At 72.9% G+C, this 20,613-nt stretch carries 13 protein-coding genes; all 13 read left to right on the forward strand.

Features of this window, described 5'->3' with window-relative positions; translation table 11 throughout:
- Positions 1 to 20: 20 nt before the first annotated feature.
- The gene (locus AB0B28_RS17025) at positions 21 to 1,004 is read left to right on the forward strand and encodes an ABC transporter substrate-binding protein (RefSeq protein ID WP_360121826.1); all 984 of its coding nucleotides are present in this window, start codon (positions 21 to 23) and stop codon (positions 1,002 to 1,004) included.
- Positions 1,001 to 2,101 carry an iron ABC transporter permease gene (locus AB0B28_RS17030; protein WP_360121829.1) on the forward strand — a complete coding sequence of 367 codons (1,101 nt, stop codon included), beginning with the start codon at positions 1,001 to 1,003 and terminating at the stop codon, positions 2,099 to 2,101. Before AB0B28_RS17025 ends, AB0B28_RS17030 begins: the two co-directional genes overlap by 4 nt.
- Positions 2,101 to 2,913: a heme ABC transporter ATP-binding protein gene (locus tag AB0B28_RS17035; protein WP_360121831.1), complete on the forward strand. Its 813-nt coding sequence runs from the start codon at positions 2,101 to 2,103 to the stop codon at positions 2,911 to 2,913. The genes AB0B28_RS17030 and AB0B28_RS17035 overlap by 1 nt, the downstream gene beginning before the upstream one ends.
- A 65-nt stretch (positions 2,914 to 2,978) precedes the next feature.
- Positions 2,979 to 4,037, forward strand: a complete 1,059-nt coding sequence (locus tag AB0B28_RS17040) for an AI-2E family transporter (protein ID WP_360121833.1) — start codon at positions 2,979 to 2,981, stop codon at positions 4,035 to 4,037.
- Positions 4,038 to 4,258: 221 nt separating this feature from the next.
- The gene (locus tag AB0B28_RS17045) at positions 4,259 to 4,735 is read left to right on the forward strand and encodes a hypothetical protein (protein ID WP_360121835.1); all 477 of its coding nucleotides are present in this window, start codon (positions 4,259 to 4,261) and stop codon (positions 4,733 to 4,735) included.
- Between the two features lie 6 nt (positions 4,736 to 4,741).
- Positions 4,742 to 7,945, forward strand: coding sequence for a hypothetical protein (locus AB0B28_RS17050; protein WP_360121837.1), 3,204 nt, complete (start codon positions 4,742 to 4,744; stop codon positions 7,943 to 7,945).
- A gap of 1 nt (position 7,946) precedes the next feature.
- Positions 7,947 to 14,408, forward strand: coding sequence for a CHAT domain-containing protein (locus AB0B28_RS17055; RefSeq protein ID WP_360121839.1), 6,462 nt, complete (start codon positions 7,947 to 7,949; stop codon positions 14,406 to 14,408).
- The gene (locus AB0B28_RS17060) at positions 14,405 to 14,854 is read left to right on the forward strand and encodes a hypothetical protein (RefSeq protein WP_360121841.1); all 450 of its coding nucleotides are present in this window, start codon (positions 14,405 to 14,407) and stop codon (positions 14,852 to 14,854) included. The genes AB0B28_RS17055 and AB0B28_RS17060 overlap by 4 nt, the downstream gene beginning before the upstream one ends.
- Positions 14,855 to 14,861: 7 nt before the next feature.
- Positions 14,862 to 15,401 (forward strand): nucleotide exchange factor GrpE, encoded by a 540-nt coding sequence (gene grpE, locus AB0B28_RS17065; RefSeq protein ID WP_360121843.1) that lies wholly within the window; start codon positions 14,862 to 14,864, stop codon positions 15,399 to 15,401.
- Positions 15,398 to 17,530 carry an Hsp70 family protein gene (locus AB0B28_RS17070; protein WP_360121845.1) on the forward strand — a complete coding sequence of 711 codons (2,133 nt, stop codon included), beginning with the start codon at positions 15,398 to 15,400 and terminating at the stop codon, positions 17,528 to 17,530. The genes grpE and AB0B28_RS17070 overlap by 4 nt, the downstream gene beginning before the upstream one ends.
- Before the next feature lie 9 nt (positions 17,531 to 17,539).
- Positions 17,540 to 19,213: an Hsp70 family protein gene (locus AB0B28_RS17075; protein ID WP_360121847.1), complete on the forward strand. Its 1,674-nt coding sequence runs from the start codon at positions 17,540 to 17,542 to the stop codon at positions 19,211 to 19,213.
- A 113-nt stretch (positions 19,214 to 19,326) separates the two neighbouring features.
- Positions 19,327 to 19,872, forward strand: coding sequence for a hypothetical protein (locus AB0B28_RS17080; RefSeq protein ID WP_360121849.1), 546 nt, complete (start codon positions 19,327 to 19,329; stop codon positions 19,870 to 19,872).
- A gap of 88 nt (positions 19,873 to 19,960) precedes the next feature.
- Positions 19,961 to 20,611, forward strand: a complete 651-nt coding sequence (gene leuE, locus AB0B28_RS17085; RefSeq protein WP_360121851.1) for a leucine efflux protein LeuE — start codon at positions 19,961 to 19,963, stop codon at positions 20,609 to 20,611.
- The last annotated feature ends 2 nt before the right edge of the window (positions 20,612 to 20,613 follow it).

The raw sequence follows: 20,613 nt of genomic DNA on the forward strand, positions 1-20,613 counted from the left end.
TCGAGAATTGGAGAACGCCCGTGCGCCCCAGCCGCCCTTCCCTCGCGACCGCCGCCGTCCTCGGCGCGGTGCTCGCGCTGTCCGCCTGCGGCGGCACCGAACCGGAGGCGGACGCCGTGCCCCCGGCGGTCGACCGCGTCGAGCCCATCGCCGAAGACGTGGCCCCGGTCCTGCCGACCGTGGTCACCGACGCCACGGGCGCCGAGATCACCATCGACTCCGCGGATGCGATCGTGCCGCTCTCCGGTTCGCTCTCCGAGATCGTGTTCACGCTCGGGCTCGGCGACGCCGTGGTCGCCCGCGACATCACCGCCACCTTCGAGCAGGCCGCCGACCTGCCGATCGTCAGCCACGGCCACGACATCTCCGCCGAAGGCGTCCTGTCGCTCCAACCGGACCTGATCCTCGCCGAGACCAGCTCCGGCCCCCAGACCGCGCTCGACCAGATCAGCGCCGCGGGCGTCCCCATCGTGGTCTTCGAGCCCGCCAAGGGCATCGACTCGGCCTCCGAGCGCATCGCGGCCGTGGCCGCCGCGCTCGGCGTCGACGACCTCGGCGCCGAACTCATCACCCGCACCGAGGCGAGCATCGCCGCGGCCACCGAAGGCATCGACCTCTCCGACCCGCCGCGCGTGGCCTTCCTCTACCTGCGCGGATCGGCCTCGGTGTACATGATCGGCGCGAACGACTCGGGCGCGACCTCGCTCATCGAGGCCGCGGGCGGCATCGACGCCGGGGCCGCCGAGCTCGAAGGCGACTTCATCGAGCTCACTCCCGAAGCGCTCGCGGCCGCCGCTCCCGACGTGATCCTGGTGATGGACAAGGGACTCGAATCCGTCGGCGGCATCGACGGCCTGCTGGAGATCCCCGGCGTGGCCCAGACCCCCGCGGGCGAAGCGGGCCGCATCGCGCACCTGCCCGACGGGATCATGCTCAACTACGGCCCCCGCACCGGCGACGTGGTCGCCGACCTCGCGGCCCAGCTCCACGGCGACGCGTCGTGACCGCCACGGCCGAACGAGGTGCCGACCTCGCCGAAGAGGCGGCCGAACCCCCGTCCCGCCGCACCCGCGCCTGGGCCGTGCCGACGCTCCTCGGCCTCGGCTTGACCGCACTCCTGGCCCTCGGCGTGCTGGTCTCGGCCTCCAACGGCGCGTTCGCGATCCCCTTCGGCGACATCGTCTCCTCCATCGGCCACAGGCTCGGCCTCGGCGGCTCCCCTGTGGAGGGCACCGGCGAGAGCGTCCTGTGGAACATCCGCTTCCCTCGCGTGGTCCTCGGCATCCTCGTCGGCGGCTGCCTCGCGTGCGCCGGAGCGCTCATGCAGGGCATGTTCGGCAACCCGCTCGCCGAACCCGGCGTCATCGGCGTCAGCTCCGGCGCGGCCGTCGGCGCGGTCGCGGCCATCGCGTTCGGGTTCACGTTCGCCGGGAACTGGACGATCCCCTTCTGCGCCTTCGTGGCCGGGCTCTTCACCGTCTCGGTCGTGTACGTCCTGTCCCGCTCGGGCGGGCGCACCGAAGTGGTGACCCTGGTGCTCACCGGCGTGGCCGTCAACGGCCTCGCGGGCGCGCTCATCGGGGTGTCCATCTTCTACGCCGACAACGACGAGATCACCGCGATCACCTTCTGGCAGATGGGCAGCCTCTCCCAGGCCACCTGGCCCAAGATCCTCGCCGTCCTGCCCCTCGCCGTCCTCGGCCTCCTGGCCGCGCCCCGCTTCGCCCGCCGCCTGGACCTGCTGTCCCTCGGCGAGCGACCCGCCCGCCACCTCGGGGTCGACGTCGAACGCATGCGGTTGCAGCTCATCATCATCGTGGCCCTCCTGACCGGCGCGGCCGTGGCCGTCTCCGGCGTCATCGGGTTCATCGGCCTGGTGGTGCCCCACCTCATCCGCATGGCCGCCGGGCCCGGACACCGCACCCTCCTGCCGCTGGCGACCATCGGCGGCGCGGCCGTCATCGTGTGGGCCGACCTCGCCGCCCGCACCATCGCCGCCCCCGCCGAGATCCCCCTCGGCATCCTCACCGCCCTCGTGGGCAGCCCGTTCTTCTTCTGGCTGCTGCGCCGCACCCGACGCCGCCAAGGAGGATGGGCCTGATGCGCCTGCGACACCGCCGCTCCGGCGACCCCGGCACCACCCCCGCGCTGCCCGCCGCCGTCACCGACCTCCGCGTCGACCTCGGCGGCAGGCCGATCCTGCGCGGCGTCGACCTCGACGTCCACGCCGGTGAAGTGCTCAGCCTCGTCGGCCCCAACGGCGCGGGCAAGTCCACCCTGCTCTCGGCGATCTCCGGCGACCGCGCCCCCGACGCGGGCGAAGTCGTGCTCTGGGACCGCCTCGTGAGCGAATGGACCGCCCTCGACGTGGCCCGCCGCCGCGCTGTCCTCCCGCAGGCCCACCTCGTCTCCTTCCCGTTCACCGTCAGGGAGGTCGTGGAGATGGGCCGCGCCCCCTGGACCGGCACCGACCGCGCCGACCAGGACGCACGGCGCATCGCCGACGCCCTCGCCCTCACCGAAGCCGACGCGTTCGCCCACCGGCCCTTCACCTCCCTCTCCGGCGGCGAACAGGCCCGCGTCATGCTCGCCCGCGTGGTCGCCCAGGACACCGGACTCGTCCTCCTCGACGAGCCCACCGCCGCCCTCGACCTGCGCCACCAGGAGATGGTCGGACGCCTGTGCCGCGCACTCGCCGCCGAAGGCCGCGCCGTGGTCATCGTGCTCCACGACCTCGACCTCGCCGCCGCCTACTCCGACCGCTGCGCGCTCCTGGCCGACGGCCGCCTCGCCGCGTGCGGCACTCCCGCCGAAGTCCTCACCGCCCCAAGGCTCAGCGAGGTCTACCGCCAACCGGTCAAAGTCGACCCCGACCCCGACACCGGCGCCCCGCGCGTCACCCCGATCCGCTGACGGCCCGTCACCGCACCGCAGCGGGGCGTCCCGCCCCACTTGCACGCATCTGCTAGACATCTTCCATGGCCGACAAACCTGGACTGCCCTTCCGCAGAACCCTCGCCCAGAGCCCGCCCCTGGGCGCGGGCATCCTCCTCGGGCTCGGCCTCGCCGTGGCCTACGCCCTCGTCTGGGCCATAGGCGAACTGAGCACACTCATCACCGCGCTCGTGGTCGCGGTCTTCCTCGCCGTGGGCCTCCAGCGCATCATCAGCTCGATGACCAAGCGCGGCCTGCCGCGCTGGCTGGCCATGACCATCCTCTTCCTCGGCATGGCGCTCGTGCTCTGCGGCGGCATCGCCGCGATCATCCCCGCGCTCGTGCGCGAGACCACCGAGTTCGTCGACAACGTCCCCGAGTACTACGAGGCGATCGTCAACAGCAGACTGGCGGAGCGCTTCGGCGGCGAGTCGGGCATCCTCGAATCGGTACAGGGCGTCCTGACCACCGACAACATCGCCAAGGCCGCGGGCGGCGTGGCCGGGGCGGGCGCGGCCACCGCCAACGGCGTGGTCTGGACGATCACCACGCTCCTGCTCACCGTGTTCATCCTCGGCGCCTACGTGCAGCTGCGCACCGGGGTCATCCGCCTCGTGGCCGCCTCCAAGCGCGACCAGGCCGGACGCCTCCTCGACGGCATCCTCAAGCAGATCGGCGCCTACCTCATCGGCGCGCTCGCGATCGGCCTGCTCGCGGGGATCTCGTCGTGGATCTTCATGGCCATCGCGGGGATCCCCTACGGTGCGCTGCTGGCGCTCCTGGTGGCCCTCCTCGACCTCATCCCGCAGATCGGGGCCACCATCGGCGCGGTCATCGTGACCCTGGTGGCGCTCGCGGTCTCGCCGATGACCGCCGTGGCCTCGGCGATCTTCTTCATCGCCTACCAGCAGCTGGAGAACTGGGTCATCTACCCGACGGTGATGCGGTCGGCCGTGAAGGTCTCCAACCTCGCCGCGATCGTGGCGGTCCTGGTGGGCGGCACCCTGTTCGGGGTGGTCGGGATCGTGCTCTCGGTGCCGATCTACGCCGCGATCCGCCTCATCGGCAAAGAGCTCGTGGTGCCCCGCCTCGACAACTCCTGACGCGAAAGGGACCGGCGGCGCATACCCGCACGCGCCGCCGGTCCCGATCGGCCCCAGCATAGGACCACGCCGCCACGAATGCGCCCCCGCCTCCGCACGTCACAACAAATGACTCGAAACCCATTGGCCCCAAGGCGAAAATGGGCGAACCCCGCAGGTTGCGCAATTGGTCTAGCATGTGCAGAACCATCGTCTGATCCCATTGACGTTCGGGGCTCCACATGCAGACTTCACCACTCCGCGCTGAACTCCTGTTCGACCTCGACACCGACACCGCCGACGAAACGGCGGAGGCGTTCGAAGACGCCTGGCTCGACACCCTGCACCGCATAGGCGTCGAGGCCGAGGGACTGCGCGCGCTCCCGCACCGCGACCCCGGCGGCCTCGACTGGCTCGTGCTCCTGTCGCTCCCGCTTCAGGCCTTCCTCGGCGCGCTCGGCACCGAAGCGCTCGGCGACCTCTACGCGAAGGCCAAGCAGCTTGCCCGCGACCGCCTGCGCGGCAAGGCGAAGCCCCGCCCGCCGCTCGTCCTCGAAGACGCCGGGACCGGACTGCGGATCGTCCTCGAACCCGACCTGCCGCCCGCCGCGCTCGAACAACTGACGGCCCTCGATCTCACCCGGTTCCGCCTCGGGCCACTCCATTACGACCGGTCCAGAAAAGCCTGGAGATCCGTCGCCGACGAAGCGGACGAATGATCGCCGATGCTCATTCGATTGCGTCTCGAACGCGCCCGCAAATCGAATATCGCCGCCACTCGCGCCCTCAGTGAAGGGCGACTCGACAATGCCGCGAACGCATTCGCGACCGCGCTCAAACGCACCGCGAAACACATCGGGAAAAGCCCCGAACTCGACGCCGTGGCCTCCGCCGCGCACCTGGGACTGGGCCGAGTCGAACTCGCCCGCGGCGCACCGCTCGCCGCCGACCGCCATTTCGCCGAGGTCCAGTCCACCTGGCCCACCGACTGGCGCGGCTACTACTGGTCCGGATGCGCCGCCGCCCGCGGCCTCTCCTACGAACGCGCCGACTGGTACCTGTCTACCGCGATCGCCAAAGGCGCACCCGACGGCCGCGCGCACCTCCAGCGCGCCTACACCCGAGCCCGGCTCGGCCTCACCGAACGCGCCCTCGCCGACCTCGCCGAAGCCGCCCGCCGCCACCGGCTCCCGACCACCGCGCTCGAACTCGGCGCGACCCTGGCCCTACGCGCCGGGCGCACCGACCAGGCCGCCTGGTTCGCCGCCGCCGTCGACTCCCCGCTCACCTCGGCCGTGACCGGCGCGATCGCCTACGCCGCAGGCGAACACGAAGCCGCACTCGAAGCTCTCACCGCCGCCCGCGACGGCGGCTTCACCGACCCCGAAGTCCTCTCAATGCTCGGCGCGGCCGCGTACCACCTCGGCCGCCTCGACGAGGCGATCGAAGCCTGGTCGACCACCGACCCCGCGCTCGCCGCCACCGCCCGCTACGCCCGCGCCCTCAAGCGACTCGAAGCGGGCGACCTCACCGCGTCCATCGAGGACTTCGAAGCCGCCGCCGAACACGGCCACACCGCACCGCTCGACGCGCTGCGCCTGCGAGCGGGCCTCGCCGACATCGAGGCCGGCCGCCTCTACGAAGCCGTCCATCACTTCCGCGCCGCAGACAGCGCCCCCGCCGCCATCTGCCTCGGACTGCTCACCTACGCCTCAGGCGACACCGAGGGCGCGATCCGGCACTGGGACCGCGCCCCCGACCACCCCGTGGCGCGGCTCGGCCTGGCCGTGGCCGCCCCCGACCGCGAGGACAGCGGCCACCAACTGCGCTCCCTCGCCGAGGACGCCCCGGCCCCGGTCCGGGCCGCCGCCGCCCGCGCCATCGGCATCCACTATGCGGGCCAAGGCGAATGGGAAACCGTGCTCGACCGCTACGACCCGATCGACGAGGCCGACCCGGTCTGGGGCGAAGCCCTGTACCGCACCGGGCGGCGCTCCACCCTGCTCGAACTCGACGCCAACCCCTGGCGCGTCCCCGCCGCCGTGGCCGACGACCCCTCGGCCCCGGCCGAGACCGACGACCCCCGCGCCCGGGCCGAGACCGCGCTCCTGCTCCGCGCCGCCGCCTACGACGACGTCGCGACCGAGGACCCCGACTGGGACCGCATCGCCGCGACCCTCCACACCGGAGTGTCGCGCACCGGCCCCGCGGACCTGTTCGACGTGCTCGCCGCCGCCTTCAGCGGCCACCGCCTCGCGGCCCTCGACGCCTTCGACACCGCCCGCCCCACCGGCACCGACGCCGCCTCGCCCCGCGACGCCCACCTGCGAGCCGTCCTCATCCTCCACGCCCTCGACGGCGCCGACCCCGACACCGCCCGCCGCTGTGTCGGCGCCTGGGCCCAAGTCCTCGCCGACGACGCCTACTGGCGCGCCTGGCGCCGGACCGCCGAGGAACGCTACGGCCAGAACGTGACCGAAGCACAGATCAAGTCCATGCACGACCGCCTCCGCCGCCTCGTGGAACGCGCCGCCGAACAGGCCGGGCTCCACGCGGCCGCCGCGCACCTCGACCGCGAGACCGGCGCGCTGGCGCTCCTGCGCGGCTACGGCGGCCTCCCTCTCGAAGACGGCTCCACTGTGGCCTGCGGGCCGCTGCGCATGGCCGAACTCGGGCTCAGCGAGCGCTTCGGGAAGCTCGTGCTCGAATGCGAGGCCGAGGACTTCGAACTCGCCGGACTCCTCATAGGAGCGTTCAGCGGCGTCGGCCTCGCGGTCGTCGAGCTCGGCAACGGTCAGCCCGCGCAGGCGCTCAAGACCGCGCTCGACCTGCGCTGCGACCATTGCCGGGCCACCGGAGCCGACGCCGGGTTCGCCGCGAAGGTCTGCGCCGACGACTGCGAGCACTTCGACCGGGTCCACCCCGCGCTCGCGGGCCGCGAGGACGGGCGCGACGTGCTCGCCGTGGCCGCCTCGTCGGTGGTGTGCGACGCCGCACTGGAACTGGCCACCGCCGCCGTCGCCAAAGCCGACGGCGGGATCGAGGAGGCCGCCGGGCACTGGAGGCGCGCGGTCGAGCATGCCGAGGACTGCGGCCGCGTCGACGACGTGGAGGCCGCGATGAGCGAGGCCGCGATCGGCCGCGCCGAGACCCTGCTGCGCCGCAAGCGGTACGGCGACGCCATCACGCTCCTCGACCACGTCCTCGACCTCATGCCCGACCGGGCCCGGACCGGAGCGGCCGGGCCCCGCCGGGACCGCGTGGTGACCCTGCTCGTGCAGATCCTCGACCAGCGCGGCGTGACCGCAGTGAACGAGAAGCGCTTCGCCGAAGGCTGCGCCGACCTCGAACGGGCGGTGCGGCTCGCGCCGCATCAGCTGCCGCCGCGCCGCAATCTCGGTGTGGCTCTGGGCAACCAGGCCGACGTGCTGCTCGCGAAGGCCGAGAACGGCACGGGCGTGCCCGACCTGCGGGGGATCACGGCGCTCATCGAGCTGTCGATCGGGCATCTCGACACCGGGCTGGAGCACCGGCCCGGGAACCCCGAGCTGACCCGGCTGCGCGAGCAGGCCGTGGGCCTGCACACGGCCGCGTACAACCTCGCGGGCATCCGGGCCGCCGACCTGAAGCGGTTCGACGAGGCCGCCCGGCACCTCAAACAGGCGGTGCGGCTCGACCCGGCGCGGCTCGGCCCCCGACTCAACCTCGGCGCGGTGCTCCAGGCCCAGGCCATCGCGAAGCTCACCCCGCCGTCCTACGGCCCGATCAGCCACTCCAGTCTGCGCGCGGCCGAACGGCTCGTCCTGCAGGCCATCGACCAGTACAAGGCGGCCCGTGTGCACCACCGTTCCGACCCCGAACTGCGTGAATCGCTCGACGGCGCGAAGGCCGCGCACGCACAGATCAGCCAGGCGCTGAGGGGATGGTGACATGAAGGACTTCGAGGAACTTCGCATCCGACTCCGCCGCAGCGGCACCGGCCGCTATCTCGCGGTGGCGAACGGCGCGGCCCGAGGCGCGGCCGTCCTGCACATCGGGGACGAGCCCCGGCGGCTTCGGGCCGAGTACCGGCACCTGGTCGACATCGACCTGCACCGGGCCGGTTCGGGCGGGAAGGACGTGGCCGCCGAGATGCGCGAACTCGGCCGCAAGACCTTCGACCTCGTCTTCGGCGGCCCGCTCGGCGAGGTCCTCCAGGCCGCACGCGCCGCTCAAGGCTCCGGCGGGCTGCGCCTGCGCTTCGACCTGCCGCCCGAACTGGCGGACCTTCCCGTCGAGACGCTCTGCGGCCCTTCGGGTCGGCCCGACCAGACCTTCGCGTTCGACGCGAACCTCTCGCTCGTGCGGACCCTCCCGGCGCAGCTGCCGCAGTCGCGCATGCCCGCCGCCGAGGACCCGACCGAGCCGATCAGCATCCTCGTGGCCGTCGCGCGTCCCGAGGGCCTGCCCGAGATCGGCGGCGACCTGGAGGCCGCGAGGATCGAGAACGACCTGCCGCACCTGACCGCCAGCGCCACCGTCCTCAAGTCCGCGACCCGCGCCAAGATCGGGTCCTGGCTGGAGCGCCAGAGCGGCCCGGCCGCGGTGGTCCTGGTGGCCCACGGCGACTACGACGAGCGCGGCGGCATCGGCGCGGTGATCCTCGAGGACGAGGACGGCGGCCCCGACCTCGTCTCGGGAGACCTGTTGGGCGGCATGCTCGTCGAGGCCCCGAAGCTGCGCCTGGTGGTGCTGGACCTGTGCCATTCCTCGCGCGGCGGCGCGGCCGAGTCGTTCGGCGGCCTCGCGCAGGCGATCATCGGGCGTGGCGTGCCCGCTGTCGTGGGCATGAACGGGCTGGTCACCGACGACGTGGCCGCCACGATCGGCCCGACGCTGCTGCTCGACGTGTGCCGCAACAAGACCGTGGACGAGGCGGTGCTGGGCGCGCGCCGCCGGGTGGCCCACAACGGGCGCACCGCGATCGAGTGGGGCACCCCGACGCTGTACGTCCACGAGGGCGTGGGCCACGGCTGGCTGTTCAAGGTGCGCGGTGTCAAGGGCGGCAACGCGGTCGACTTCCTGCGCCACGGCAGGAAGGCCGTCGAGGCGCTGGTGGGCGGCGACGGCGACTTCTCGCCGCAGCAGATCATCGACGCGGCGCGCTTCTATCGCGGCGAGCGGTCCTGGCAGCTGGTCAAGCGCACCGGCGAGGTGAACTTCGAGAACGCCGAACTCGCCCGGCTCAAGGAGGAAGCCCAGCTCGAACTCGACTGGGCGGGCATCGAGAAGCTGTGCGCGGGCATGGCCGAGGACGGGAAGGCCGCGTCGATCACGGCCACGATGCGCGCCTTGGCGAGACGCCTCCCCGAGGATGTCGGAGCGGTCCTCAAGGCCGAGGCCAAGGAGTACGGGGCGCTCGACGGTTTGATGTCGAAGGCCGCCAAGGCCGAGCGCGACGAGGATTGGGAAGACGCGGACGACCTGTACGGCCAGGTGCTGCGCTTGCGTCCGGACGGGTTCCGCGACGCTGCCGCGCGGCTCGCGGCCTCCCGCGAGGAGCGGACCCTCGCGGCGGCGTACGCCGAAGCGGTGGCCTTCGAGGACGCGGGGGAGTGGCCGGAGACCGAGCGGACGTTCGCGGCGATCCTCGCGCAGCGCGCCGACGGCTACCGCGACAGCGCCGCCCGTGCGGCTTACGCGACGGGGCGGCGTCGCGAGGCCGAAGAGGACTGGGGCGGCGCGGCCGAGGCCTACACCGCCTGCGGCGGTGAAGCGGACGACGAGCGAAGTGGCCGCGGTGCTGCGGACTCGACTGGTCGCGGCGGTTACCGGGACTCCCGCCATCGAGCCGACTACTGCGAGGGCCGCAAAGCCGTTGCCGAGTCGCAATGGGACTTGGCCGCTGAGCGGCTCGCGGGTCTCGCGATCGAGGACGCCGAGCAATGGCGTCGCTATGCCCAGGGCCGCATCGCCGAGGCCGCCGGGCAGTGGGCGACGGCCGCTGAGCGTTTCGGCGACCTCGGCTCGTTCGCCGACAGCGCCGACCGGCGTCTCCTCGCCGAGGGGCACCTCGCGCTCGCCGCAAGGGACCACCAGGCCGCGGCGGACCGCTTCAGCCGGGTGCGACACCTCGATCCGCCAGTGGACGAGGTCCTCGCCTCCCTGTACGCCGCAGCGGAAGCGGCCGAGTCGGCTGAGGACTGGGTTCGGGCCGCCGAGGCGTACGGCGCCGCCGCCGGGTTCGAGGACGCCGCCGCCCGCCGCGACTACTGCGCCGCGCGTGCCGCCGAAGCCGAACTCCTGTGGGCGGAGGCCGCGGCCTCATACCGGGCTACCGACCACCGTGATGCGGCGGCCCGGCTGCCCTACGCCGAAGGCCGCGCCGCCGAGCAGGCCGGGGACTGGGACGGGGCCCGCGAACGCTACCGGTCCCTCCCGAACCCGTTCGGCGACAGTGCGGGTCGCGCCGACTACGCCCAGGGCCGCGCCGCGGACGCGCGTCGCGACTGGGAGGCCGTGGTGGCCGGGTTCGCGGGTCTGCCCGACCGCTTCGACGACGGCGAGGTGGGCCGCAGACGCCGCTACGCGCGCGCGGCCCGGGCCGCCGACGGTGAGGAGTGGACCGAGGTCCTGGCCCACCTCCGGCACGCCGACGACGCCGAACACGACGGGGACGTGGGCCGGCTCCGTCTGCGCGCCAGGGGCGCTCAAGCCGAGCAGACCGGCGACTGGGCCGGTGCGGTCGCGGCCTACACCGAAGGCGGCGACGAGTTCGCCGAAGCGCTCCACTATGCCCTGCTTCGCCGCTGCGAGGTCGACGCCGACTGGGACGGCATGCTCGAAGCCGCCCGCCACCTCCCGCCCGACCACCGCGACGTGGGCACCCGAGGTTGCCACGCCGAAGCCCGCCAGGCCCTCGCCCGAGGCGACTGGGACGGCGCGCTCGGCCTGCTCGGCGCGCTCCCCGCCGACTTCGACGGCCGCGAGCACCTGATCCTGCACGCGCGCTTCGGCAAAGCCGATGCCGAGGCGGATTGGCCCACGGTGGCGGCGCTCGCCGACCAGATCGAAGCCGAAGGCCACATCGCGATCTGCGGCGGCGACGTCCACATTGCCATCACCGGCTCGGGTGAGGACGCCCGCGGCCGCCAGTACCTCTCGATCCGGGGCCGGTACGCCCGAGGCCGCATGGCCGAACTCGACGCCGACTGGGACGCCGCAGCCGAGGCCTTCCGCGCCTGCGACGGCCACACCGACGCCCCCGCCCGCGTCGCTTACGCGGACGGCCGCCGCCTCGAAGCTCAGGGCCGCCTCAGAGAGGCGATCGCCCTGTACGACCGCGCGGACACGCTCGCCGCCGCCTACGCTGACGGTCGTGAATCCCAACGGCGCGAGAGCGAGACGACCGGCCTCCACGGCCGCGCGCCCGCGCCCGCGCCCGCCGCCGACGGTCGACGCACATCCCAAGGGAGCGCGAGCGAAGCGACCACCCGCCGCGATCCTGCCGACGGGCGAATCGCACCGCAAGGCCGCCCGCGTGACGCCAACCCCTTGGACGACCATGCTGACGCGCTAACCCGCCGATCCGAATCCTATGGGCGCGCGAGCGAGGCGACCATCCTCCACGGCCATGCTGACGGCCGACGGGAATCCTCCGGCCGCAGCGAAGCGGCCGCCCTTCGCGACCGCGCGGACGCGCCCGCCATGGACCACGCTGACAGCCGAAGCAAATTCGAGCGGCGCGCGAGCGAGGCGACCGCTCTTCACGGCCACGCTGATGGCAGACGCAAATCCTCGGGCCGCAGCGAAGCGGCAGCCCTCCGCGGTCGCGCGGACGCGCTCGCTCCCGACGACGCCGACGGCGGACGCGAATCTCATGGGCGCGACACCGAGCCGGCCATCATTCACGACCGCGCGGACGCGCTCGCTCCCGACGACGCCGACGGCCGACGGGCATCCCAAGGGCGCGAGGGCGAGGCGACCACTCCCAGCGATCCTGCCGACGGTCGAATCGCACCCCAAGATCGCCCGAGAGAGGCGACTGCCCTCCGCGACCAGGCTGACGGTCGACGCGAGTCCTCCGGCCGCAACGGAGCGGCCGCCCGCCGCGACCGCGCGGACGCGCTCACCACCGATCACGCCGACGACCGACGCGCATCCGAAGGGCGCGAGAGTGACACGACCGCCCTGCCCAACCAGGCCGATGGCCGACGCGAGTCCTCCGGCCGCAGCGGAGCGGCCGCCCGCCGCGACCGCGCGGACTCGCTCACCACCGGCCACGCCGACGACCGACGCGCATCCGAGGGCCGTTCGCGTGAGGCGAACGCTGTGGACGACCACGCCGACACCCTCGCCCGAGCCGCCGCCCGCTCCCGCCGCCTCAATGCGCTCCTCGACGCCCTGCCCTGGGCCGAGACCCTCGCCACCGACTCGCTCGTGGCCGATCCCGTGGCCGCCGCCGATCCCGGCTTCCCCTACACCGCCTTCGCCGCAGCCGGTATCACCCCCTCATCAAGCGCCGCCGACGTCCAGAACGCCACCTTCGAACTCATGATGGTCGGCGGGATCTCGGAACAAGCCCTCAAGTCCTGGGACCGCCTGCGCCTGCCCGACCGGCGCCTGCTCCTCGACGCGCAGCTCTACGGCTTCCCCGACCGGCCCGCGTTCGCCGCCGTGCTCGCCGACCTCGACCCCGAGGCCGACCCGCTCGCCGCGATCTGCGAGCGCCTTCCCGACAGCGCGCCCCTGTTCCGGCTCCTCGCGGGCGACCGCGCCGCCGCCGTCGAGGCCTGGAAGGCCCGCCTCACCGAGGCCCCCGGGAACATGCCCGACGCGCACCGCCTCGCCGTGGCCGCCCTCTGGCACGCGATCGAACTCGAAGCCGGAGGCGCGTGGGAGCACGCCGAGCGACTCTGGCGCCTCTCCCTCGCCTGCTGGGCCGCGCTGCTCGGCGACGACGAGTACTGGACCGTGTGGTCCCTCGGCCGCGCCGCCCACTACGGACACGCCGTGCTTCCCGGCGAGACCAGTCGCCTCCGCGCCGATCTCGGACAGCACCTCATGTCCATCCTCGCCGCCATCGCCGAACGCCACGCCCGCGAAGGCCGCCCCGGCCCGGCCGCGCGCAGCCGCGCCCTCGTCAGCGTCCTCGAAGCCGAAATGGAAGCGGCCCAATGCCTCCGCGACGCCGGAGGCCTCCCGCTGCCCGGCGAAGGCCGCATCGCCTGCGGCCCCGGCTACCTCGCCCTCACCGGCCTGCGCCCGAACCTCGCGCGGTTCGTGGCCGCCGCCGAAGCCGACGCCGACCTCGGTGACGCCGCGCTCCGGCGTCTGCGCTGGTCCTTCTCCGGCTTCGGCAGGGCCTTCGCCGACTACGAGCGCCACCGCTACAGCGCGGCCCTGCGCCGACTCCCCGACCCCCGCGCCCTCCGCGAACGACCCGAGGACTGCGACGGCCCCGCACCAGGCCACGACCCCGACTGTCCACAGTGCGCCGCGTTCCTCGCCTACGACCCCGCCTACGCGCACCTGCCCCGGCGCGGCCACCGGCTCCTGCGCGACGCCGTCGAACTCGCCGTCAGGGCCCGCCTCTCGGCCGCCCACCACCTCCTCGGCGTCGACGGCCGCACCGACGACGCGATCGCCGAACTCTCCCAAGCGATCGCGACCGCCGCCCACGCGGCCATGGCCGTCCGCACCCGCCAAGACGTCCAGCGCCTGGTCCTCGGCCGCGTCCGCAGCCTCACCGAAGCCGGAGGCCGCAGCACCCGCCGCCTCGACGCCGCCGTGGCACTCCTCGACGCCGCGACCCCGCTCGTCGGGCGCTCCGGCGCCGCCGACCTTAACCGGGCCGCCTCCAAACTCCGCGTCGACCGCGCCCTCATCCGCTACAACGCCGACCGCTCCGCCGACGTCGCACCCCTCCTGCCCGACATCAGGGACGCCCTCGACCTCCACCCCGACTCCGTGCGCGGCCTGGACACCCTCTCCCGCTTCGTCCAGCTCGTCAACGCCGCCGCACCCGAATACGAGCAGCGCGAACGCGCCGCCCGCCTCGTCGACGTGCTCGAACGCCTCCACACCGCGTTCGCGCACGCCGAAGCCAGCGCCGCCCTCGCCGCCACCCAAGACGAGATCCTCGACTCCGTCAAGGACCTCGTCTTCCACTGGATGAGCCCCAGGGAGATCGCCGACCTCCTCGAGTCCTACAACGACGACCCCGGCGACCCCAGGGACCTCGCCGAGAGGGCCCGCGGCCGCAGCCCCGAGCGACTCGACACGATCATCAGGGCCGTCGACGACCTCGTGCGCGCCCTGCGCCTGAGCCCCTTCGACCCCGACATCCGCGCCTCGCTCACCGAAGCGCTCACCCGCCTCATCGACTTCCTCGACCGCAGGGAGGGCCCGTGATCCGCGACCCCGAACCGCTCCCGGACGGCGAAGCGCCCTACGCGCTCCTCGAAGCCGCCGGCATCACCCCCGAGTCCACCCAGGCCGACGTGCGCGACGCCGCCTTCACCCTCATGACCCGCGGGCTCATGAACCCCGCCACCCAGGCCGCCGCCGACGAGCTGCGCGACCCCGTGCGCCGCCTCGCGGCCGACGCGCTCCTCTACGACGCCGACCTCGAATCGGCGCTGGCCCAGGCCCGCGAGCGCCTCGAACGCGACCGCCAGGCCGCCGCCGCACCCACGGCGTTTCCACCGCCAGAGCTCGGACCCGAGCTCTTCGCGGTGGTGGCCGCCGACGCCCCCGAGCCGCGGCCCGCCTCGGCTCCCGAACCCGAGCTCCCCGGCGCGGCGGCGGACTTCGCGTCCCCGGCCGTGCTCGACCGCCTGATCCAGTTCGACCAGTGAGGAACCCATGAGCAATCGCAAAGGGGGCAGGCGCCCGGTCAAGCGCGCCGCGTCGCCGCCCGCCCCCACCCCGCCCGTGCCGACGCTCCCCGAGGCGTTGGGCGCGACCCGGGACCTGGTCAAGGCCATGGACCGCCACCGGGAGGAGACGGTGTTCCTGCTGCGCGAGCTGAACGAGCGCGAGCAGACCCAGCGACTCCAGGAGCAGGACGTGATGCGGCTCCTCGGGGGCCTGGCCGACGCGTTGGACGTGCTCGAACGCCAGCTCGACGTCGAGGCCGAGGACGCCGAGGCCTACCGCGAGCACCTGCGCGGCGCGATCGACAAGGCCGTGCGGAAGGTCAACGAGAAGGGCCGGTTCGAACTGATCGGCAGGGTCGGCGAGACCGCCGACCCCAGCACCCACCAGATCCGCGAGACCCGCGTCGAACCCGGCGCCGAACCCGACACGGTGGTCGAGGTGTCGGAGCGGGGCGTCCTCTACCGAGGCAGCCTCCTCCGACCGGCCGTCGTGGTCACCGCCAAGAGCGAAGGAGCTGACGAATGACCGCCATCGGCATCGACCTGGGCACCACCAACTCGGTGGTGGCGCGGCGCGACCCCGCCCGCGGCGAGGTCAGAGTGGTGAAGGTCCACGGCCGGGCCGGGACGCCCTCGGTGGTGGGCCTGCGCCGCCGCGCCGGCTCCGAGGACGAGGTCCTCGTGGGCACCCCGGCGCTGAACTGGGCCAACCGCGACCCCGAGAACACGATCCAGTCCGTCAAGCGCCTCATGGGCCGCGACTTCGCCGAGGACGCGGTGGCCGAGGCCCTCGCCCGCCGCCCCTACAAGATCACCGCGGGCCCCGGCGACGACCCGCGCGCCCATGTCGTGATGGGCGGACAGACCTATTCGCCGATCGACATCTCCACCAAGATCCTCGAACACCTGCGCACCGGGGCCCGCGACAAGCTGGGGGAGGAGATCACGCACGCGGTGATCACCGTCCCGGCCTACTTCCGCGAGGCCCAGCGGGCCGCGACCCGTCAAGCGGGCGCGGCCGCCGGGCTGGTCGTGAAGCGGATCATCGACGAGCCGACCGCCGCGGCGATCGCGTTCGGTCTCGAACAGCGCCAAGGCGACCGGCGGCGCGTCCTGGTCTACGACCTCGGCGGCGGCACGTTCGACATTTCGATCCTCAACTCCGCGCAGGACGCCGAGGGCCGCAACTTCTTCCAGGTGCTCGACTTCGTGGGCGACAACTGGCTCGGCGGCGACGACTTCGACCTGCTCATCGTCGACCGGATCATCGACCACGTCAAGCGCGAGCACGACGTGGACCCCTCGACCGACACGAAGTTCCTGTTCCAGGCCAAGAAGGCCGCCGAGAACGCCAAACGCGAACTCACCGAGGCCGACAGCGCCGAGATCTTCATCGAGGCGGCCTTCAAGTTCGCCGGAGGCACCGGCGACGTGGACATGGTGCTGACCCGCGGCGAGTTCGACGCCCTGATCGGACCGAAGGTCGAGGCCACTTTGGACCTGGTGCGGTCGGCGCTCGAACGCCAGCACTTGAGTGCCGACGACATCTCCGACGTGCTCCTGGTGGGCGGCTCGACCCTGGTCCCCAAGGTCGCCGAGTCCGTCTCGCGCCTGTTCGGCGCCGACAAGGTGCGCCGCCACATCGACCCGATGGAGTGCGTGGCGATCGGCGCGGGCGTCCTGGCGGCCACCCTCAACGGCATCGAATGCTCCAACGAGGACTGCAAGCACGTCAACGACGAGGCCGCCGAGTCCTGCACCGAATGCGGGCACAGCCTCGTCTCGGCCCGCCCGGTCGGCGACACCACCGTCTACGACGTGACCGGCATGGCCCTGGGCATCGCCGCCCTCGAAGGCTCCAACCCGGACGCGTTCGTGGAGGTCATCCCGCGCGGCACCCCGTACCCGATGAGCGAGCCGCTCCACCAGTCTTTCGAGGCCACCGACCCGCAGCGCATCAAGGTGCCCGTCTACGAAGGCGACTCCAAGGCCGCCAGCCAGAACCACGAGCAGGGTCTCGTCGAAGTCGAACTGCCCCAGGCGGTCGACCTCCACACCCCGGTGGACGTGGGATTCCTGTTCGACCGAAACCGGGAGCTCCAGGTCACCGTCTCGGTGCCGAGCATCGCCTTCGAGAAGCACACGACCCTCAAGGTCGACCAGGCCCGCGCCACCACCGCGAAGACCGTCGAGGTCGACGAGGACGAGGGCGACGCGCACCGCGAGTACCTCATCGCGACCATCGACGGCACCAAGCGGTTCCTGGAGGTCTACGAGCAGTACCTGCACCCGGCGCAGGCGGTGAAGATCCGCGCCGACCTCGACCGCGCCCAAGAGGCCCTCATGTTCGACGACAAGGACGAGTGCAAGCGCATGGTCGACGTGCTCAACCGCGACGTGTTCGGCTCCGGGCTGGCCACCCAGCTCTACCTCGCCGAACGCGCTGCGGCGCAGGCGAATACCGACGAGGCCCGCAGCATCAACGACTCGATCGCGCGCCTCCAGCAGGCGCACCTGAAGGGCAACGCCACCACCGTGCACGAGCAGTCGCGCGCGCTCAACGCGATGGTCAACAAGGTCCACCGCGAGAACGCCGCGGTCCAGCAGATCGAGGACGCCGACGACCTCGGCGGCATCCTCCGCAAACGCGACTAGGGAGCGTCAGTGGCGACAGTCGACCTCGGCGTCGACCTCGGCGGGACCGCCGTCCGGGCCGCGTACGGCCCGGACGGCGAGGCCGCGGGATTCATCGAGCTCAAAGGCCCGCAATGGCCCTGGCTGCTGTGCCGCACCCCCGCGCGCCCCGGCGCGCGGGCCGCGTTCCCCAGCCTCAAGAGCCGCCTCGGACTGGCCCCCGAGCCCGGGCCCAACGGCCGCCCCGTCGACCCCGCCGCCGTGTTCACCCGCGCGCTCGCCGAACTGCGCGACCGCGTCACCGCCGCCGCCTCGGCCGACCTGGGCCACACCGTGATCGCGGTGCCAGTGGGGTTCTCCACCAGGCAGCGCACCGCGCTCCTTGTCGCCGCGCGCGAAGCCGGACTCGGCGAGGCGCTGCTGCTGAGCGACTCGCTCGCGGCCGTCATCGGCCACCGCGAGCGCCCCTCGGGGACCTACCTGGTGCTCGACATGGGTTATTCGCGCGCCGAACTCGGCCTCATCCGCGCTTCCCGCTCGGGCCACCGCGCGCTCGGCTACGAGATCGGCGAGGACGGCGGCGGGGCCGCGCTCGACGACCGCGTCCTCGAATCGCTCCTCGACGACCCCGGCGGCGGCCCGCCCCCCGCCGACCAGGCCTCCTGGCTGCGCCTGCGCCAGGCCGCCGAAGACGTCAAAGAGGGCCTCACCCAAGGCAACCTGCGCCTGACCCTCCCCGAGATCGGCCGCCGACTCCACGCCGACGGCTTCGCCGCCGACGTGTTCGCCCAGCTCGTGCGCGAACTCGCCGCCGCCTCCCTCGACCTGGCCGAATTCGTGCTCGACCAATCGGGGACCGACTGGAACGGCGTCACCCGCGTCCTCCTCGCCGGAGGAACCGCCGCGATCCCGGCCGTCGCCGCCCTCGTGGCCGACCGAGGGCTCCCGTACACGGTGCTCCCGCCGCGTGCCCTAGCCGTGGGCGCGCTGCGACACGCCAGAAGTCAATCCACTGAGGACGCACCGGTCGCCGACCGCCCGCTCCTCGCCGAAGAGGGCACCGCCGCCCCCGCGCCTCCGCGCCTGAAGATGCCGCTCACCACCCTCCCCGAACCCGTCCCCGGCGACCTCGCCGAAGCCCACCGCCTCCTCGCCCAAGGCCGCCTCGACGAGGCGGCCGACGCCGCCCGCAAGACCCTCGACGCCGCCCGAGACCTCCTGCGCGACATCGAGACCCGCAGGCCCCGTGCCACCGCCGACACCCAGCCGCTCGCACAGGACCGGCGCACCGTCCGCACCCCCGCCGACGACGCCCGCCGCCTGAGCGACCGCGCCCGCCGCCGCGCCGCCGAGCACCGCTACGACCAGGCCGTCGACCTCTTCCACAAGGCCTGGCGGCGCGACCCCGACGACCAGGACCTGTTCGACGAGATGATCCGCGCCCACTGCGACGCGGCCATGCACGAACCCGACCACGCCAAGTACGAGGTCCAGATCGGCTGGCTCAAATGCGCCTACCGCCACGACACCGGCAACCCGCGCGTCCTCGACCTCCTCGCCGAACGCACCTTCCTGCACTCCAAGGAGCTCAACCGCCTCGGCCGCCGCGGCGAGGCCGTGACGCTCCTCGACGACGCCCTGCGGTACAACCCCGACCACCGCGGGGCCGCCGAACTGCTCCGACTCCTCAGGGGCGGGCGCTGAAGCGCCGAAACCCTTGGCGCGGAGACGATCACGGAGTGAGACGAGGTGCCCGATCCTGGCGCATTTCCGCTAACATGAGCCGCGATCGCCCCTCGACACCCCTGGAGTGCCGCATGACCGCATTTCCCCCTGACGTTCCGCCGTCCTTCCACCACACCGCGCCACCGCCGGGCCCCCGCAAACCCGGCGCGGTCCTCACGGCGCAGATCATGCTCTGGATCCAGTTCGGAGCCATCGTCGTCTTCCTCGTGCTGAGCTGCTCGTTCGTGGCCGTGCTGCCCTCCGAGGCATCCGACTTCCTCGCCTCCGGACCGAGCGCGTCCAATGAAAGCTTCTACGTCGCCCTCGCACTACTCGGCGTGTTCCTCCTCATGGCCGTGCTCTTCGCCGTCATCGCCGCCAAGATCGGCTCCCGCCGCCGCTGGGCCCGCGTCTTCGCCCTCGTGCTCCTGCCGATCTTCGCGGCCGTCCACTTGCTGTTCTCGCTCCTCGTGGCGGGCTCCCAGCCGCCGGGCGCCGCGTTCGGACTCCTGACCCTGTTCGCCTTCGCGCTCGCACCCGTCGTGGTGGCCTTCATCTGCCTGCTCACCGCCGCGGCGAAGCAGTGGTGCACCCCGAGCGCCGACCCCGACACGGCTGCGCTCGTCCCGCAGTACTGACGTTTGCGGCTCGGGGCCCGGCGGACATAGGCTGGTCCGGTTTGGCCGCCCCTCGCGCGGCCCACCCCCGCCTTGAGAGGAACCGCCCGTGTTCGGCACCGTCGACCTGTGGACCTTCGTGGTGGCCACCGTGCTCATCATCCTGCTGCCGGGCCCCAACTCGCTGTACGTGCTCTCGGTCGCCTCCCGCCGCGGCAAACGCGACGGGTTCAAGGCCGCCGCGGGCGTGTTCTGCGGCGACTCGGTGCTCATGGTCGCCTCGGCCGCCGGGCTCGCCTCGATGTTCGCCGCATCGCCGCTGCTGTACGGCATCATCCGCTGGATCGGCGTGGTCTACCTCGCCTACCTCGCGTTCGGGCTTCTGCGCGGTGGTTTCAAGACCTGGCGGTCGGCCCGCCGAGGCGACCCGCTCCCCGAGTCGGCCGTCGCCGCCGCAGTCTCGAACGAGCGGCCCTTCACTCGGGCCCTCATCGCGAGCCTGCTCAACCCGAAGGCCATCCTGTTCTTCGTGGCGTTCTTCGTCCAGTTCGTCGACCCCGCGTACGCGTGGCCGGTGCTCAGCTACGGCGTGCTCTTCGTGATCCTCCAGACGATGTCCATGCTCTACCTGAGCACGCTCATCTTCGCCGGGAACGGCCTCGCCAGAACCTTCCGCCAGCGCCGCCGCCTCGCCGCCGCGGGCAACGGACTCGTCGGCGCGGTCATGATCGGCTTCGCCGCCAAGCTCGCCACCGGCTGAGC

Source organism: Glycomyces sp. NPDC046736, from assembly GCF_040645615.1.
In the GTDB taxonomy this organism is placed as follows: Bacteria; Actinomycetota; Actinomycetes; order Mycobacteriales; family Micromonosporaceae; genus Glycomyces.

What these genes read in the sequence shown, in the direction of transcription:
- AB0B28_RS17035 (WP_360121831.1), top strand. Translation starts at nt 2,101, where the DNA reads ATGCGCCTGCGACACCGCCGCTCCGGCGACCCCGGCACCACCCCCGCG.
- AB0B28_RS17050 (WP_360121837.1), top strand. Translation starts at nt 4,742, where the DNA reads ATGCTCATTCGATTGCGTCTCGAACGCGCCCGCAAATCGAATATCGCC.
- AB0B28_RS17045 (WP_360121835.1), top strand. Translation starts at nt 4,259, where the DNA reads ATGCAGACTTCACCACTCCGCGCTGAACTCCTGTTCGACCTCGACACC.
- AB0B28_RS17080 (WP_360121849.1), top strand. Translation starts at nt 19,327, where the DNA reads ATGACCGCATTTCCCCCTGACGTTCCGCCGTCCTTCCACCACACCGCG.
- AB0B28_RS17040 (WP_360121833.1), top strand. Translation starts at nt 2,979, where the DNA reads ATGGCCGACAAACCTGGACTGCCCTTCCGCAGAACCCTCGCCCAGAGC.
- AB0B28_RS17055 (WP_360121839.1), top strand. Translation starts at nt 7,947, where the DNA reads ATGAAGGACTTCGAGGAACTTCGCATCCGACTCCGCCGCAGCGGCACC.
- grpE (WP_360121843.1), top strand. Translation starts at nt 14,862, where the DNA reads ATGAGCAATCGCAAAGGGGGCAGGCGCCCGGTCAAGCGCGCCGCGTCG.
- AB0B28_RS17070 (WP_360121845.1), top strand. Translation starts at nt 15,398, where the DNA reads ATGACCGCCATCGGCATCGACCTGGGCACCACCAACTCGGTGGTGGCG.